Annotated in this window: 11 protein-coding genes; 8 read left to right on the top strand and 3 right to left on the bottom strand. The window is 73.0% G+C overall.

What is annotated here, in order from left to right; genetic code table 11:
- The first annotated feature begins 10 nt into the window (after window positions 1–10).
- Complete coding sequence (locus OOK31_RS34660) at window positions 11–1,342, top strand: CoA transferase (RefSeq protein WP_267091374.1); 1,332 nt, start codon at window positions 11–13, stop codon at window positions 1,340–1,342.
- Window positions 1,343–2,047: 705 nt separating this feature from the next.
- On the opposite strand, the gene OOK31_RS34655 is transcribed toward OOK31_RS34660, so the two are convergent.
- Window positions 2,048–2,542, bottom strand: coding sequence for a GNAT family N-acetyltransferase (locus tag OOK31_RS34655; RefSeq protein WP_267091373.1), 495 nt, complete (start codon window positions 2,540–2,542; stop codon window positions 2,048–2,050).
- Between the two features lie 38 nt (window positions 2,543–2,580).
- Between OOK31_RS34655 and OOK31_RS34650 the strand changes: the two genes are divergently transcribed.
- On the top strand, window positions 2,581–3,384 hold the full coding sequence (locus OOK31_RS34650) for an exodeoxyribonuclease III (protein ID WP_267091372.1): 804 nt from the start codon (window positions 2,581–2,583) through the stop codon (window positions 3,382–3,384).
- On the opposite strand, the gene OOK31_RS34645 is transcribed toward OOK31_RS34650, so the two are convergent.
- Complete coding sequence (locus OOK31_RS34645; RefSeq protein ID WP_267091371.1) at window positions 3,366–4,073, bottom strand: MerR family transcriptional regulator; 708 nt, start codon at window positions 4,071–4,073, stop codon at window positions 3,366–3,368. The genes OOK31_RS34650 and OOK31_RS34645 overlap by 19 nt on opposite strands.
- A gap of 170 nt (window positions 4,074–4,243) precedes the next feature.
- On the opposite strand from OOK31_RS34645, the gene OOK31_RS34640 reads away from it, so the two are divergent.
- The 4 genes from OOK31_RS34640 to OOK31_RS34625 all read left to right on the top strand — a co-directional run bounded on the left by OOK31_RS34640 (window position 4,244) and on the right by OOK31_RS34625 (window position 7,895).
- Window positions 4,244–5,818, top strand: coding sequence for an NAD(P)/FAD-dependent oxidoreductase (locus tag OOK31_RS34640; RefSeq protein WP_267091559.1), 1,575 nt, complete (start codon window positions 4,244–4,246; stop codon window positions 5,816–5,818).
- Window positions 5,815–6,756, top strand: coding sequence for an alpha/beta fold hydrolase (locus OOK31_RS34635; RefSeq protein WP_267091370.1), 942 nt, complete (start codon window positions 5,815–5,817; stop codon window positions 6,754–6,756). Before OOK31_RS34640 ends, OOK31_RS34635 begins: the two co-directional genes overlap by 4 nt.
- Window positions 6,753–7,637 (top strand): SDR family oxidoreductase, encoded by an 885-nt coding sequence (locus OOK31_RS34630; RefSeq protein WP_267091369.1) that lies wholly within the window; start codon window positions 6,753–6,755, stop codon window positions 7,635–7,637. Before OOK31_RS34635 ends, OOK31_RS34630 begins: the two co-directional genes overlap by 4 nt.
- Window positions 7,638–7,718: 81 nt before the next feature.
- Window positions 7,719–7,895 (top strand): hypothetical protein, encoded by a 177-nt coding sequence (locus OOK31_RS34625; RefSeq protein WP_267091368.1) that lies wholly within the window; start codon window positions 7,719–7,721, stop codon window positions 7,893–7,895.
- Between the two features lie 80 nt (window positions 7,896–7,975).
- On the opposite strand, the gene OOK31_RS34620 is transcribed toward OOK31_RS34625, so the two are convergent.
- Complete coding sequence (locus tag OOK31_RS34620) at window positions 7,976–11,257, bottom strand: S41 family peptidase (protein ID WP_267091367.1); 3,282 nt, start codon at window positions 11,255–11,257, stop codon at window positions 7,976–7,978.
- Between the two features lie 241 nt (window positions 11,258–11,498).
- Here OOK31_RS34620 and OOK31_RS34615 point away from each other — a divergent pair, with 241 nt between their 5' ends.
- Both OOK31_RS34615 and OOK31_RS34610 read left to right on the top strand, forming a co-directional pair.
- Complete coding sequence (locus OOK31_RS34615) at window positions 11,499–12,089, top strand: TetR/AcrR family transcriptional regulator (protein WP_267091366.1); 591 nt, start codon at window positions 11,499–11,501, stop codon at window positions 12,087–12,089.
- Between the two features lie 128 nt (window positions 12,090–12,217).
- On the top strand, window positions 12,218–14,416 hold the full coding sequence (locus OOK31_RS34610; protein WP_267091365.1) for an MMPL family transporter: 2,199 nt from the start codon (window positions 12,218–12,220) through the stop codon (window positions 14,414–14,416).
- Window positions 14,417–14,427: the final 11 nt, after the last annotated feature.

Raw genomic sequence — 14,427 nt, 5'->3', positions numbered from 1 at the left:
TTCCGCGACAATGGGCGCCATGGCGATCTTGGACGGTGGGACGGCGCAGGCGTGGGAAGCCCTGGGCGGAGCGGGCGAGTTGGCGGAGCGGGTGAGCTACCGGGGGCCGGCCGGGCTGGAAGGGCCGCTTCCGGTACGGGAGCTGGCGCGGGCCACCGTCGGGGCGTGCGCGCTCGCCGCCGCCGAGCTGGCCGCCGTACGGGCCGGGGGGAAGGCCGAGGACGCGGCCCCCGTGGTGGTCGACGAGGGCGCCGTGGCCACGGCGTTCGTCAGCGAACGGCACCTGCGGGTCGGGGGCCGTGAACCGGTGTCCTTCGCGCCGCTCTCGGGATTCTGGCGGGCCGCCGACGGCTGGGTACGCACCCACGCCAACTACCCCCACCACGAGACGGCCCTCGTACGGGCGCTCGGCGTGCCCGGGACGCCGGAGGCCGTCCGGGAGGCCCTCGGGCGGCTGGGCGCGGCCGAGGCGCAGGAACGCGTGTACGCCGAGGGCGGGCTCGCCGTCGCCGTGGCGCCCGGGTACGGGGAGCCGCAGCCGCTGGTGGAGACCGTACGGGGACCCGGGCGCGGCCGGCCGCTCGGCCCGGCGGCGCTGCCCGCCGCCGGGGTACGGGTCCTGGACCTGACCCGCGTCATCGCCGGACCCGTCGCCACGCGGACGCTCGGCGCGCTCGGAGCGGACGTGCTCCGCATCGACACGCCCGGACTGCCGGAGTCCGACGACGCGTACGCCGACACCGGCTTCGGGAAGCGCTCGGCGCTGCTGGACCTCGCCGACGCGGAGGACCGGGCGGTACTGGAGAGGCTCCTCGACGGGGCCGACGTGGTGGTCTCGGGATACCGGCCGGGGGCGCTGGAACGCTTCGGGCTGGGCGCGGAGGAACTGCTCGCACGGTGGCCCGGACTGGTGGTCGCGGAACTGTGCGCGTGGGGGTGGCGCGGGCCGTGGGCGGGGCGGCGGGGGTTCGACTCCCTCGTACAGGCGGGGTACGGGATCGCTGCGGCGTGCGGCTCCCCGGACGGGCGGCCCGGGGTGCTGCCCGCGCAGGCGCTGGACCACGGGACGGGGTACCTGGTGGCGGCGGGGGTGCTGAGGGCGCTCGCGGAGGGGGGTGGGCGGAGCCTGCGGTTCTCCCTGGCCGGGACGGCGTCGTGGCTGGTCCGGGAAGTCCCCGCGGCGGGGGCCGCGGAGCCCGGGTACACGGCGGAGCCGTGGCTGCGGGAGGTCACGTCCTCGGGGTACGGGGCCCTGCGGTACGCGGCCGGGCCGCTGGGCGACTGGGACCGGACCCCGTCCCGCTGGGGCACCGACACCCCGACCTGGCTGCCGACCGCCTGACCCCGCCGCAGCGCTGCCGCTCGGGTGCGGGTGCGTCGCCGGGGGCCGGCCCCCGGACCCCTGCGCCTCAATCGCCGGCGGGGCTGGATGTGGCGGCGTGGTTGTTCGGGTGCGGGTGGGTTGCCGGGGGCCGGCCCCTGGACCCCTGCGCCTCAATCGCCGGCGGGGCTGGATGTGGCGGCGTGGTTGTTCGGGTGCGGGTGCGCTGCCGGGGGCCGGCCCCCGGACCCCCGCGCCTCAATCGCCGGCGGGGCTGGATTTTGGCCGGCGTCGCCGTTCGTGTGCGGGTGGGTTGCCGGGGGCCAGCCCCCGGGCCCCCGCGCCTCAATCGCCGGCGGGGCTGGATCGGGCGGGGTCGCCGTTCGTGTGCAGCTTTGCTGCCCAGGCCCAGGCCCAGGCCCAGGCCCAGGCCCAGGCCCAGGCCCGTGGTCAGGTGGTGTCTGGGGTGCCCGGAGGGCACCTCCAGCCCCGCCGGCGTTTGAGGCGGGAACGGTGGAAGGGCGGGTAGGGGACCCCGCCCCGCGCAGCGGCAACGGTCCGCAGACGACAGACGGGCAGCGGCCACCAGAACCGGTCCCGCCCCGCCACCGACGGCCGGAGGCCGGCGCAGCGGCGCGAAGCCGGTAAGGCCGCTCGCGGCCGAGCCGTGCGAGCGGCGCGTCAAGGAGCGGCAGCGCGCCAGCGCTGAGCGGCGCGAGGGTCGCGTCAAAAAGGAAGCGGCTTGGTCATGCAGCGGCTGGAGTCGTGGAAGCGGTAGTGGCCGAATTTTTCGGACAGGGTGTAGCCCGAGGAGAGGTAGAGGGCGATCGCCTCCGGCTGCTGGTCGCCCGTTTCGAGGACCATCCGGGTGCGACCGGCCGCGCGGGCGTCGGCTTCCAGTTCGGCCAGGATGCGGCGGGCCAGGCCCAGGCCGCGCGCCTCGGGGACGACGTACATGCGCTTCAGTTCGGCGTCGCCGTCCGAGTAGCCCTCGTCGTTGCGGTCCTGGCGGCGCCAGCCGCCGCTGGCGACGGCCGAGCCCGTGGCGTCGTACGCCAGGAGGTAGAGCCCGTGCGGCGGGACGAACATCGCCGGGTCGAGGTAGGTGGCGTCGCCCTCGCCGTCGTAGCGCTGCTGGTACTCGACCTGGACCTGGTCCTCCAGCTTGACCGCGTCCGGATGGTCGTACGGCACGGCGCTGAGGTTTATACCGTGAGACATTTGAATATCGTACGGAACCCTCCCGCTATGGTGCTGGGATGCTGACCGTGACCTCCGTGAACGTGAATGGGATCCGCGCCGCCGCGAAGAAGGGCTTCGTGGAGTGGCTGGCGGGATCCGACGCCGACGTCGTGTGCCTCCAGGAGGTGCGGGCCGAGGAAGTGCAGATTCCGGCGGAGGCCCGGGAGCCCGAGGGCTGGCACACCGTGTTCGCGCCGGCCGCCGCCAAGGGGCGGGCCGGGGTCGCGCTGTACTCGCGCCGGGCGCCCGAGCGGGTGCAGGTCGGCTTCGGGAGTGACGAGTTCGACACGTCCGGGCGGTACGTGGAGATCGATCTGCCCGGTGTGACCGTGGCGAGCCTGTACCTGCCGTCCGGCGAGGCGGGCACCGAGAAGCAGGACGAGAAGTACCGGTTCATGGGGGAGTTCCTCGGCTACCTGAAGGAGCTGAAGGCGCGGGCCGCCGCCGACGGGCGGGAGGTCGTGGTGTGCGGTGACTGGAACATCTGCCACCGGGAAGCCGACCTGAAGAACTGGAAGACCAACCGGAAGAACGCCGGCTTCCTCCCCGAGGAGCGGGAGTGGCTGGGTGACGTGTACGACGGCGCCGGTTACGTGGACGTGGTGCGGGCCCTGCACCCGGACACCGAGGGGCCGTACTCCTGGTGGTCCTACCGGGGCCGGGCCTTCGACAACGACGCCGGCTGGCGCATCGACCTCCAGGTCGCGACCCCGGGGCTGGCCGCGAAGGCCGTCAAGGCGTTCGTGGAGCGGGCCGAGACGCACCCCGAGCGGTGGTCGGACCACGCGCCCGTGACCGTCGCCTACGAGTTCGGGGTCTGAGACGGCTCCTGGGGCCGCTGGTGGAGGCGGTCCATCGCCATGGTGAGCTCCGCCTCGACCACGCTCTTCGCCAACGGCCGCAGCCGTGCGAGGGCGTCCTCGGAGCCGGGCAGGTGGGTGGAGAGAAGCTCGGAGAACAGGGCTGCCAGCGCGTCCGCGTGCTCGCGGACCCGGCGGCCCGTCTCCAGCACCGCCGCGAGCGGTACGCCCTCGCGGACCAGCGCCGAGGAGACCTCCAGCAGGCGGCGGCTGACGTGCACGATCGCGTCGCCGTCGGTGGCTATGTAGCCGAGGTCCAGGGAGGCCGCCAGGTTCTCCGGGGTGACCTCCCCCTCGAAGAAGTCGGCGAGGGCCTCGGGGGTCAGGCGTACGGGGGTCTCCTCGGACCAGCCGATGCCGAGCAGCTCCCCGAGCTGGCCCACGTCGCGGCCGTTCTCGAAGGCGGCGGTCAGTTCGGCGATGCCGCCGAGGGTGTGGCCGCGTTCCAGGAGGGCGGCGATGGTGCGCAGCCGGGCGAGGTGGTGTTCGTCGTACCAGGCGATGCGGCCCTCGCGGCGCGGCGGCGGGAGGAGCTTGCGCTCGCGGTAGAAGCGCAGGGTGCGTACGGGGATGCCGGCCGCCTCGGCCAGTTCCTCCGTCCGGTACTCGCGCACTGTGTCCCCCGCCTCGGTCGTCCGGATCTCCACCACACCGGCAGCCTAGGGCGTACCCGCAGTAACTTTCCGGGCGCGACCCCTACCCATGGGTACGGTGCTGCTCTACTCTCCCGATTGTGCCAGTGATTGCTGGCAGGGTTGTGTTGCGGTGTATGTGTGGCTGGGACTGACTGCGGGAGCGGAAGGCGGCGGGCATGGGCGGCATGGACGAGCGCGAGCGAGGGCGCGAGCACGTGCGGGTGGCGGTGATCGGGTCCGGGTTCGGCGGGCTCGGGGCGGCCGTACGGCTGCGGCGCGAGGGGATCACCGACTTCGTCGTACTGGAACGGGCCGACTCGGTCGGCGGCACCTGGCGCGACAACAGCTACCCCGGGTGCGCCTGCGACGTGCCCTCCCACCTGTACTCCTTCTCCTTCGCACCGAACCCGGACTGGCCCCGCACCTTCTCCGGGCAGCCGGCCATCCGGGAGTATTTGGAGCACGTCGCCGACACCTTCGGGCTGCGCCGCCACATCCGGCTGAACCACGAGGTCCGGATGATGCGCTGGGACGCGGACGAGCTGCGCTGGGAGATCGAGACCTCTGCCGGAGACCTCACCGCCGACGTGGTCGTCTCCGCCACCGGGCCGCTGTCCGACCCGAAGATGCCCGAGATCCCGGGACTCACCGAGTTCCCCGGCAAGGTCTTCCACTCCGCGCGCTGGGACCACGACTACGACCTGCGCGGCAAGCGCGTCGCGATGATCGGTACGGGCGCCTCCGCCATCCAGATCGTGCCCGCCATCGCCCCCGAGGTGGAGCGCCTCACCCTCTTCCAGCGCACCCCGCCGTGGGTCATGCCCCGCACCGACCGCGCCATCAGCGCCGTCGAGCGCTGGCTGCACCGCCAGCTCCCCTTCACCCGGGCGGCCCGGCGCGGGCTGCTGTGGGGGATCCGCGAGCTCCAGGTCAGCGCCTTCACCAAGCGGCCGAACCAGCTCGGGCTGATCGAGTCGCTGGCCAAGGCCAACATGGCGCGCTCGATCAAGGACCCGCAGCTGCGGGCGAAGCTGACGCCCTCGTACCGGATCGGCTGCAAGCGGATCCTGCTGTCGAGCGAGTACTACCCGGCGCTGGCCCGGCCCGACGTGGACCTGGTGGCCTCCGGGCTGAAGGAGGTCCGGGGCTCGGTGCTGGTCGCAGCCGACGGGACCGAGACCGAGGTCGACGCGATCGTCTTCGGCACCGGCTTCCACGTCACGGACATGCCGATCGCCGACCGGGTGGTCGGCGCGGACGGCCAGACCCTCGCGGACGCCTGGAAGGGCGGGATGCAGGCGCTGCGCGGGGCCACCGCGGCGGGCTTCCCGAACTGGATGACGATCATCGGCCCGAACACCGGGCTCGGGAACAGCTCGATGATCCTGATGATCGAGTCCCAGCTGAACTACATGGCCGACTACATGCGCCAGCTGGGCGTCTTGGGCGGGCGGACCGCGCTCGCCGCCCGGCCCTCCGCCGTGAACCAGTGGAACCGGCGCGTCCAGGCCCGCATGGAGCGGACCGTGTGGAACACCGGCGGCTGCACCAGCTGGTACCTGGACTCCTCGGGCCGCAACACCACCGTCTGGCCGGGCACGACGGGCGAGTTCCGCAAGGAGACGCGGACCGTCGACCTGTCCGAGTACGAGGTGGTACGCGTCCGGGACCGGGTCCGTACGGCGGTCGCAGCCGCCCCGGCCCCCGCCGCCGCGAAGGCCCGCCGGGCCGCGGCCGTCGCCGAGGAGGGCGCCGCGTGACGCGGCCCGCGCACGTCACCGCCGGACGCTGGGCACCCCCGGCCGCCGACCGCGAACTGACCGCCGTCTCCGCCGACGGGTCCCGGCTGCACGTCGAGGTGCACGGACCCGAAGGGGCCCCGGCCGTGGTCCTCTCCCACGGCTGGACCTGCTCCACCGCCTTCTGGGCCGCGCAGATACGGGACCTGGCCGCCGACCACCGGGTCGTCGCCTACGACCAGCGCGGCCACGGCCGCAGCCCCGCGGCCACCGCCTACAGCACCACCGCCCTCGCCGACGACCTCGTCGCGGTACTGAAGGCCACCCTCGCCCCCGGCGAGCGGGCCGTCGTCGCCGGGCACTCCATGGGCGGCATGACGGTGATGGCCGCCGCCGGACGCCCCGAGTTCGCCGAGCACGCCGCGGCCGCCCTGCTGTGCAGCACCGGCAGCTCGCGCCTCGTCGAGGAGGCGACCGTGCTGCCGCTGCCCGCCGGGCGCGCGCGGACCCGTACGACCAGGGTGGTGCTCGGCGCCCGCGGCCCGCTCGGGCCCGTCACGCCCGCCGCCCGGGCGGTGCTCAAGTACGCCACCATGGCCGCCGGCTCCGCGCCGGACCGGGTGGAGGCCTGCGCCCGCATCGTGCACGCCTGCCCGGCCGGGGTGCGCCACGCCTGGTCCCAGGTACTGGCCGGGCTCGACCTGGACGCCGAACTGGCCGGGCTGACGGTGCCCACCGCCGTCATCGGCGGCCGCGCCGACCGGCTCACCCCGATCACGCACGCCCGCCGGATCGCCGCCGCCCTGCCGCACTGCGTCGGGCTGACCGAGCTCACCGGCGCGGGACACATGACCCCCGTCGAGGCCCCGGAGGCCGTCACCGGCGCCGTCCGGGAACTGGTGGAACGATTCGCCGGCCCGCACCGCCTCCCCGCCCCCGAGAAGGAGAAGACGCCGTGAGCGCTCGCAGGAGTCTGGAAGGCCAGGTCGCCGTCGTCACCGGAGCCGCCCGCGGGGTGGGCGAGCTGCTCGCCCGCAAGCTCTCGGCGCGCGGTGCCCGGGTGGCCCTCGTCGGCCTGGAACCCGACGCCCTCAAGGAGGTCTCCGAGCGGCTGCACACCGACAGCGCCCACTGGCACGCCGACGTCACCGACCACGAGGCGATGGCCAAGGTGGCGCAGGAGGTCAAGCAGCGCTTCGGCAAGGTGGACATCGTCGTCGCCAACGCGGGCGTCGCCGCCGGCGGACCCTTCGAGGACTCCGACCCCGAGGCCTGGCGCCGGGTGATCGAGGTCAACCTCATCGGCGGGGCCGTCACCGCCCGCGCCTTCCTGCCCGTCCTGGCGGAGAGCCGCGGCTACTTCCTCCAGATCGCCTCGCTCGCCGCGATCACCCCGGCGCCGATGATGAGCGCCTACTGCGCCTCCAAGTCCGGGGTCGAGGCCTTCGCGCACTGCCTGCGCGCCGAGGTCGGCCACAAGGGCGTGCGGGTGGGCGTCGGCTACCTCTCCTGGACCGACACCGACATGGTGCGCGGCGCCGACCAGAACGACGTCATGCGCGAGCTGCGCGGGCGCCTGCCGTGGCCCGCGAACCGCACCTACCCGCTGGGCCCGGCCGTCGACCGGATCGTCGCCGGCATCGAGCGGCGCTCCCCGCACGTGTACGCGCAGTGGTGGCTGCGCGGCATGCAGGGCGTACGGGGCTACCTGCCCGGGATCATCGCGACGGTCGGACAGCGCGAGATGCGGCGGTTCGAGCCGCGACTGGCCGGTGTCTCCAAGGGACTTGTGGGCGCGGGCGGGGTCGCGGACGAGCAGGAACGGTCCCGGCACGCTTAGGCCGTCTCTCCGAAATGCGTGGAATGTCCTTGCGTGCCAGGCTGAGCGGGCCACGCCCGACACCCTTTCAGGAGGAACAGCATGGGTCTCAAGGATCAGTTCCAGGACAAGGCGAAGCAGCTGGCGGAGAAGGCCAGGGAATCGGCCCGGGCCGAGGCCTCGGAGCGCTCCTCGCAGGTCGAGCGGGAGGCGCAGTCGCAGCCGCAGTCGCAGCCGCAGAAGGCCAGTGAGGTCTTCGACGACAATTTCGACAAGTGATGTCTGCCTTGTGAACCGTTGAACGGCCGAAGGGCCCGGTCCCCGCCGTCCTGGGGGCCGGGCCCTTCCGCGTACCCGCGCTACGGCCTCGGCGGCAGCTTCGGGCGGCGCCGGTCCGGTACGTCCGTGTAGCCGGGCGGGACCGCCGGCGGGTCCTGCTCCAGCAGCTCCAGCGCCAGGTGCACGGCGTCGTCCAGCTGCGCGTGCCGCCCCTCCGCCCAGTCGAGCGGGGTGCGCAGGATCGCCAGGTCCGGCTCCACGCCGTGGTTCTCCACCGACCAGCCGTACTCGGGGAACCACGCCGCGTTCATCGGCACCGTGATCACCGTGCCGTCGCCCAGGGTGTGCCGGCCGGTCATCCCGACCACCCCGCCCCAGGTGCGCTGTCCGACCACCGGGCCGAGCCCGAGCAGCTTGAACGCGGCGGTGATCATGTCCCCGTCGGAGGAGGTCGCCTCGTCGGCCAGTGCCACGATCGGGCCGCGGGGCGCGTTGGAGGCGTAGGAGACGGGCTGGGCGTTGCGCGTCAGGTCCCAGCCGAGGATCGAGCGGGTGAGCTTCTCCACCACGAGCTCGCTGATGTGCCCGCCCGCGTTGCCGCGCACGTCCACGATCAGGGCGGGCCGGGACACCTCCAGGCGCAGGTCCCGGTTGAACTGCGCCCAGCCGGAGCCGCCCATGTCGGGGATGTGCAGGTAGCCGCAGCGGCCGCCGCTGAGCTCGCGGACCACCGCGCGCCGCTTGGACACCCAGTCCTGGTAGCGCAGCGGCCGTTCGTCGATCAGCGGGACGACCGCGACGCGGCGGGAGCGGCCCTCGCCCTCGGCGGGCTGGAAGGTCAGCTCGACGGTGGTGCCGCCGGCCGCCGACAGCAGCGGGTAGGGGCCGGCCACCGGGTCCACGGGCCGGCCGTCGACGTGGGTGAGGACGGCGCCCTCACGGATGCCGGTGCCGGCGAGCGGGGAGCGGGCCTTGGAGTCGGAGGACTCGCCGGGCAGGATCCGCTTGAGCACCCATCCGCCGTCCCGGGGCACCAGGTTGGCGCCGAGCAGGCCGATGGCCCGCTGGTAGTGGGGCGGGCCCTCGTTGCGGCGGGCGGGGGAGACGTAGGCGTGGGAGGTGCCGAGTTCGCCGAGGACCTCGCGCAGCAGGTCGGCGAACTCGTCGGGGGAGGCGACCCGTTCGACGAGGGAGCGGTACTGGCGCAGCACCCCGTCCCAGTCGATCCCGCACATCTTCGGCTCCCAGAAGTAGGCGCGGATGATCCGTCCGGCCTCCTCGTAGGCCTGGCGCCATTCGGCGGCGGGGTCCACCTCGTGCAGGATGCGCCGCAGGTCGAGGTAGACGGTGGAGTCCCCGTCGCCGGACTCGGTCGCGGGGACCGCGCGCAGGTCCCCGTCGTCGTTGAGGACGAGGCGGGTGCCGTCGCCGCTGGGGGCGAACCAGTCCAGTCCGGAGGCCAGCTCGGTCTTGCGGGCCTTGGTGATGTCGAAGTGTTCCAGCGTCGGCTTGCCGCTGGTGTCGGTCGGGTTGGCGAAGGTCTCGCCCAGCGCGCCGGAGATGGGCCAGCGCAGCCACACCAGTCCGCCGCCGCTGACGGGGTGCAGGGCCGAGTACTTCGACGCCGTCACCGGGAAGGGCGTGACCCGGCTCTCCAGGCCCTCGACCTCCACGGTCACCGCGCCCTCGCCCTCGCCGGACTCGCCCTCGACGGGGTCGAGCCCGCCCGCCGCCGGCCGGCCGTCGGGGGTGAAGGCGAAGGGGGAGGGGGTGGCCGAGGAGAGCGGCACCAGGTAGGGGCGGCAGCCCAGCGGGAAGGACAGGTCGCCGGTGTGGACGTCGTAGACGGGGTCGAAGCCGCGCCAGGACAGGAAGGCGAGGTAGCGGCCGTCGCGGGTGAAGACGGGGCTCTCGTCGTCGAAGCGGCCGTTGGTGACGTCGACGATGGTGCGGGCGCCGGGGCCGGAGATCCGGGCCATCTTGATCTGCCGCAGGGAGCGCCCGACCCCCGGGTGGGACCAGGTCAGCCAGCAGCCGTCGGGGGAGAAGGCGAGGTCGGTGACGGGCCCGTTGATGGACCGGATCAGCTCGGTGACCTCGCCGTTGGACTCCTCCGTCGCGTCGAGGAGCAGCAGCCGTCCGTCGTCGGAGGCGACGGCGAGGCGTTCCCCGTCCGGGTCGGACAGCAGTTCCAGTACGCGGCCCAGCTCGCCGGAGGCCAGCCGGCGCGGCTCCCGGTCGCCGGAGGCGCGGGGGAGGTAGGCGATCTCGATCGCGTCCTCGCCCTCGGCGTCGGTGACGTAGGCGACCTGCCCGCCGCTGCCGAGCATCTCGGGCAGCCGGACCCGTACGCCCGGGGTGTCGGCGATGGTGCGGGCCGGGCCGTCGCGGTGGGTGAGCCAGTACAGGCTGCCGCGTACGACGACCGCGCTGGCCCGGCCGGTGGCGTCGACGGAGAGGGAGTCGACGTGGCTGGCGGCCGGCACCTGGTAGGTACGCCGCCCCGCGCGCGGGCCGCCGAGGCGGACCGGGAGCTTGCGGGGGACGGCGTCGGGGGCGAGGGAGTCCACCAGCCAGATGTCGCCCGCGCACTGGTAGACGACGCGGGAGCCGTCGCTGGAGGCGTGCCGGGCGTAGAACTCCTCGTGGTCGGTGTGCCGGCGCAGGCCGGTGCCGTCGGGCAGGCAGGAGTAGAGGTTGCCGATGCCCTCGTGGTCGGAGAGGAAGGCGATCCGGCCGCCCACGAACATCGGGGCGTCGAGGTGTCCGTCGATGTGTTCCAGCAGCCGTTCGCCGTGCAGCCACAGCCGGCCGGTGGCGCCGCCCCGGTAGCGCTTCCAGGCGGCGGGCTCGTGCGGGGGCTTGCCGGTGAGCAGCAGGGTGCGGCGTTCGCCGGTGGGTTCGTCGTGGACGGCGATGTCGGAGACGGGGCCCCAGGGCAGTCTGCCGCCGGGGCTGCCGTCGGTGGGCAGGCTGTAGGCCCAGGCGAAGTAGGAGAAGGGCTGGTCGTGCGAGGAGACGGCCAGGATGTCGCTGCGGCCCTCCTCGTCGGGCGGGGTCCAGCCGCAGACGCGGGTGTCGGTGGCGCCCCAGTAGGTCAGCCGGCGGGCGGGGCCGCCGTCGACGGGGGCGAGGTGGATCTCGGGGTCGAGGCTGCGCCAGGTGGTGAAGGCGATGTGCCGTCCGTCGGGGGAGAAGCGCGGGTGGCCGACGCGGGTCCGGTCGACGGTGATCCGCCAGGCCCGGCCCGGGATCTGGCCCTCGGGGACCAGCGGGGCGACCCAGAGATCGTCCTCGGTGGCGAAACACAGCAGGTCGTCGTGCAGGTGCGGGAAGCGGAGGTACGCGACGTCGTGACTCACCCCCCAATGCTTTCCGTGCCAGGGGGGCCCGGCAACTCGTACAGCCGAACTCGTACAGGTGAGCCCCGGGTGGCCCCGTGCGGGCCGGGGGGTTTCCAGGGGGTCTCCGGGGGCGTGACGCATGCCACTCCCCTAGCGAAACGGAACGGTTTCGTTTCGTTAGGCGGCCGGGTATCGTCTGTGGAGTACGGAACGGTTTTCGTTCGGACGGTCCGATCGATGCGAAGGGGAGGTGCGGCGGATGACCGAGGCGCTGTCGGCCCGGCGCAGCCGGATCACCCCCGAGCGCGAGGCCGAACTCCACGGGGCGGTCCTCGACCTCCTGCGCGAGGTCGGCTACGAGGCGCTGACCATGGACGCCGTCGCCGCCCGTACGAAGTCCAGCAAGGCCACCCTCTACCGCCAGTGGGGGAGCAAGCCGGAGCTGGTCGCCCGAGCACTGCGATGTACCCAGCCGGTCTCCCTCCGGGAGATCGACACGGGCAGCCTGCGCGGGGACTTCTCGCGCATGGTCGAGTGCTCCGACGACGCGCAGATGGCCAAGGACACCGCGCTGATGCGGGGTCTGGCCCATGCCGTCCACGAGAGCCCGGAACTCCACAGGGCGCTGCGCGACCTGCTGGTGGACCCGGAGATCAACGGTCTCCAGGTCATGCTCCAGCGCGCGGTGGAGCGGGGCGAGATCAGTCCGGACTGTCCGGCGCTGGGATTCGTACCGCACATGCTCATCGGTGCCTTCATCGCTCTTCCGCTGATCGAGGACCGGTCCGTCGACCGGGACTTCCTCGGTCAGTTCATCGACGCCGTGGTCTTCCCCGCCCTCGGCCTCTGACTCCCCGGACCGGTTCCCCACCGGACCTGCCAGCTGCTCCTGACACGCCGCTCTCGTCGTCGGGCCGGCCTTTCACGCCCTGATCCGTCCCGGATCCATCCCACGACCTGAAACGGGAGAACCACGACGTGGCCACCTTCCTCTACCGGCTCGGCCGCGGTGCCTTCCGGCGCCGCGGTCTCGTCGCCCTGCTCTGGGTGGCGCTGCTGTTCGCCGCGGGCTTCGGCGCCGCGACGGCCTCCGCGCCCACCTCCGGCTCGTTCTCGATACCCGGCACGGAGGCCCAGAAGGCCTTCGACCTGCTGGACAAGAAGTTCCCCGGCATGTCCGCCGACGGCGCGACCGCCCGCATCGTGGTCAAGGCCCCGGCGGGCGCCAAGGTCACCGACCCGGCGCCCAAGGCCGAGGTCGAGAAGATCATCTCGGACCTGAAGAACGGCCCCGGCGCCGCCCAGGTCGCCTCCGTCGAAGACCCGTACCAGACGCAGGCGGTGAGCCAGGACGGCTCCACCACCTTCGTCAGCGTGAAGTACAAGGTCAGCGGGATGGAGCTGAAGGACGAGGCCCGCGACGCGCTCAAGGAGTCGGGCCAGGACGCGCAGAAGGCCGGACTCCAGGTGGAGATCGGCGGAGACGCGCTGATGGAGGCCCCCGAGACGGGCTCCGGCGAGGTCATCGGCATCCTGATCGCCGCGATCGTCCTCATCATCACCTTCGGTTCGCTCATCGCGGCCGGGCTGCCGCTGCTGACCGCGATCATCGGCGTGGGCATCGGCGTCTCCTCGATCACCGCGCTCGCCAACGTGCTGGACCTCGGCAACACCACCTCCACGCTCGCGATGATGATCGGCCTCGCGGTCGGCATCGACTACGCGCTCTTCATCGTCTCCCGCTACCGCGTGGAGCTCGCCGAGGGCCGTGAGCGCGACGAGGCCGCCGGCCGGGCCGCCGGAACCGCTGGTTCCGCCGTGGTCTTCGCCGGTCTGACCGTGGTCATCGCCCTGGTGGGCCTGGCCGTCGTCAACATCCCGATGCTGACCAAGATGGGTGTCGCGGCCGCCGGAACGGTGGTCATCGCGGTGCTCGTCGCCCTGACCCTGGTCCCGGCCATCCTGGGCTTCGCGGGCAAGAAGGTGCTGCCCGCCGGCCAGAAGAGCAAGCTCTTCGGCAAGGGCAAGCCGGCCGGGGCCGAGCCCAAGGCCAACGGCGGCACCCGCTGGGCCCGCTTCGTGCTCCGCCGCCCCGTCATGGTGCTGCTGGCCGGTGTGATCGGCCTCGGCGTCATCGCGATCCCGGCGAGCAAGCTGGAGATGGGCCTGCCGGACGACGGCGCCAAGCCGACCTCCACCAGCCAGCGCAAGGCGTACGACCTGCTGTCCGAGGGCTTCGGCCCCGGCTTCAACGGCCCGCTGATGGTCGTCGTCGACGGGGACAAGGCCCTCGCCGACAAGACCGCCGACCGGATCAAGGGTCTCGAAGGGGTGGCGGCGGTCATGCCGCCGATGCAGAACGAGGCCAAGGACGCCGCGATCATCAGCGTCATCCCGAAGGACCGCCCGTCCTCCGCGGAGACCGAGGACCTGGTCCACTCGATCCGCGAGGGCAACGGCAAGGACGTGTTCGTCAGCGGCCAGACCGCCATGAACATCGACTTCTCGCAGAAGATGAACGACGCGCTGCTGCCCTACCTGGCGCTCGTGGTCGGCCTCGCCTTCCTGCTGCTGATGCTGGTCTTCCGCTCGGTCCTGGTCCCGCTCAAGGCGGCCCTCGGCTTCCTGCTGTCGGTCGTCGCCGCCCTCGGCGCCGTCGTCGCGGTCTTCCAGTGGGGCTGGCTCGGCTCGCTCTTCGGGGTGGAGCAGACCGGTCCGATCATGTCGATGATGCCGATCTTCATGGTGGGCGTGGTCTTCGGCCTGGCCATGGACTACGAGGTCTTCCTGGTCACCCGCATGCGGGAGGCGTACGTCCACGGCGAGCGCCCGGGCCAGGCCGTCGTGACCGGCTTCCAGTACAGCGCCCGGGTGGTCGTGGCCGCGGCCGTCATCATGATCGCCGTCTTCTCCGGCTTCATGGGCGCCAGCGACTCGATGGTCAAGATGATCGGCTTCGGCCTGGCCGTCGCCGTCCTCTTCGACGCCTTCGTGGTCCGCATGGCCATCGTCCCGGCGGTACTGGCCCTGCTCGGCCACAAGGCCTGGTGGCTGCCGAAGTGGCTGGACAAGATCCTGCCCAACGTGGACGTGGAGGGCGAGAGCCTGCGCAAGCACCTCGGCGAGTCCGGCGCCCCGGAGGGCCCGGACAAGGACCGCGAGCTGGTCAACGCCTGACCTCCGCGCTC

Source organism: Streptomyces sp. NBC_00249, from assembly GCF_026342355.1.
In the GTDB taxonomy this organism is placed as follows: Bacteria; Actinomycetota; Actinomycetes; order Streptomycetales; family Streptomycetaceae; genus Streptomyces.
Note: the sequence above shows the minus strand (reverse complement) of the source record. Positions and strands in the feature narration are given on the sequence as shown.